The following is a 998-nucleotide window of genomic DNA, read 5'->3' as shown; positions in this document are numbered from 1 at the left end:
GGGTGTGAGGCCTCAAAAGCTTGCAATTTCGTTTTCAGGATTCCCTCGAATCGCTGCCCGTGATTCCCTCAGTTGCATCGGAGGGGACGATGCGACCGAAAGAACGACGCGACGGCGGACAGACCGATCTCTTGCGCGCACGGCTGGACGCGATCATCGACATGGGCCACCCGCTGGTGAAGCTGTCGCGGACGATCGACTGGTCGTTCCTGGAGCTGAAGTTCGGCGCGGTCTACGAGGACAAGCCAGGTCGGCCGCCGCTGCCGACGCGTTTGATGGCCGGACTTGCGATCCTCAAGCACACCTACGACCTCTCCGACGAGGTCCTGTGCGCGCGATGGCTGGAGAACCCCTATTACCAGTTCTTCTGCGGCGAGGAGTTCTTTCAGCACCGTCTGGTGTTTGACCGCTCCTCATTGACCCGCTGGCGCCAGCGGATGGGCGAGGAGCGGCTGGTTGCCCTGTCCAGGAGAGCCTTGCGGTCGCCACCAAGACCGAGGCGATCAAGCCGTCCGACCTCAACCGCATCATTCTCGACACCACGGTACAGCCCAAGAATGTCATGTTCCCGACCGACGCGCGGCTGCTCCACCGCGCCCGCGAGATCCTCGTACGACTTGCCAAGGGAGCCGGCATCAAGCTGCGCCAGTCCTATGCACGGGTGGGCAAGTTCGCGCTGATCAGGCACCAGCGCTATGCCCAGGCCAAGCAGTTCAAGCGCGCCAAGCGGGCGTTGAGGACGCTCCGAACCTATCTCGGCCGCATCATCCGCGACATTGCCCGCAAGATCGGAGGCAGCGCCGCCGTGCTCAGTGCGAGTGCCCTTCTGCGCATGCTGGTGACCTGCCACCGAAGTTTCATCCGGCGGCGATTAGAGTCTCGGGGTTTTGTACGCCAAGTGGCGCGGGTGGAGCAACGGACGATCGGCGGAGCTGGTCGGGATTGCGTAGCCGGTCGTCCGTTGCGGTGAGGTGGGCGGCATAGGCCGCGGGGGTCAG

General features: G+C 63.8%; 2 pseudogenes. One reads left to right on the top strand and one right to left on the bottom strand.

Going from position 1 to position 998, the window contains the following annotated elements:
* Positions 1–89: 89 nt before the first annotated feature.
* Positions 90–796 (top strand): annotated as a pseudogene (locus tag I6F35_RS39535) (IS5 family transposase); the annotation flags it as partial.
* Positions 797–857: 61 nt separating this feature from the next.
* On the opposite strand, the pseudogene I6F35_RS39530 reads toward I6F35_RS39535, so the two are convergent.
* A pseudogene (locus I6F35_RS39530) lies at positions 858–998 on the bottom strand (IS3 family transposase); the annotation flags it as partial.

Origin of the sequence: Bradyrhizobium sp. BRP22, from assembly GCF_020194175.1 — a bacterium.
Classification (GTDB): domain Bacteria; phylum Pseudomonadota; class Alphaproteobacteria; order Rhizobiales; family Xanthobacteraceae; genus Bradyrhizobium.
The sequence above is the reverse complement of the archived record's forward strand: the minus strand, read 5'-3'. Positions and strand labels throughout refer to the sequence as shown.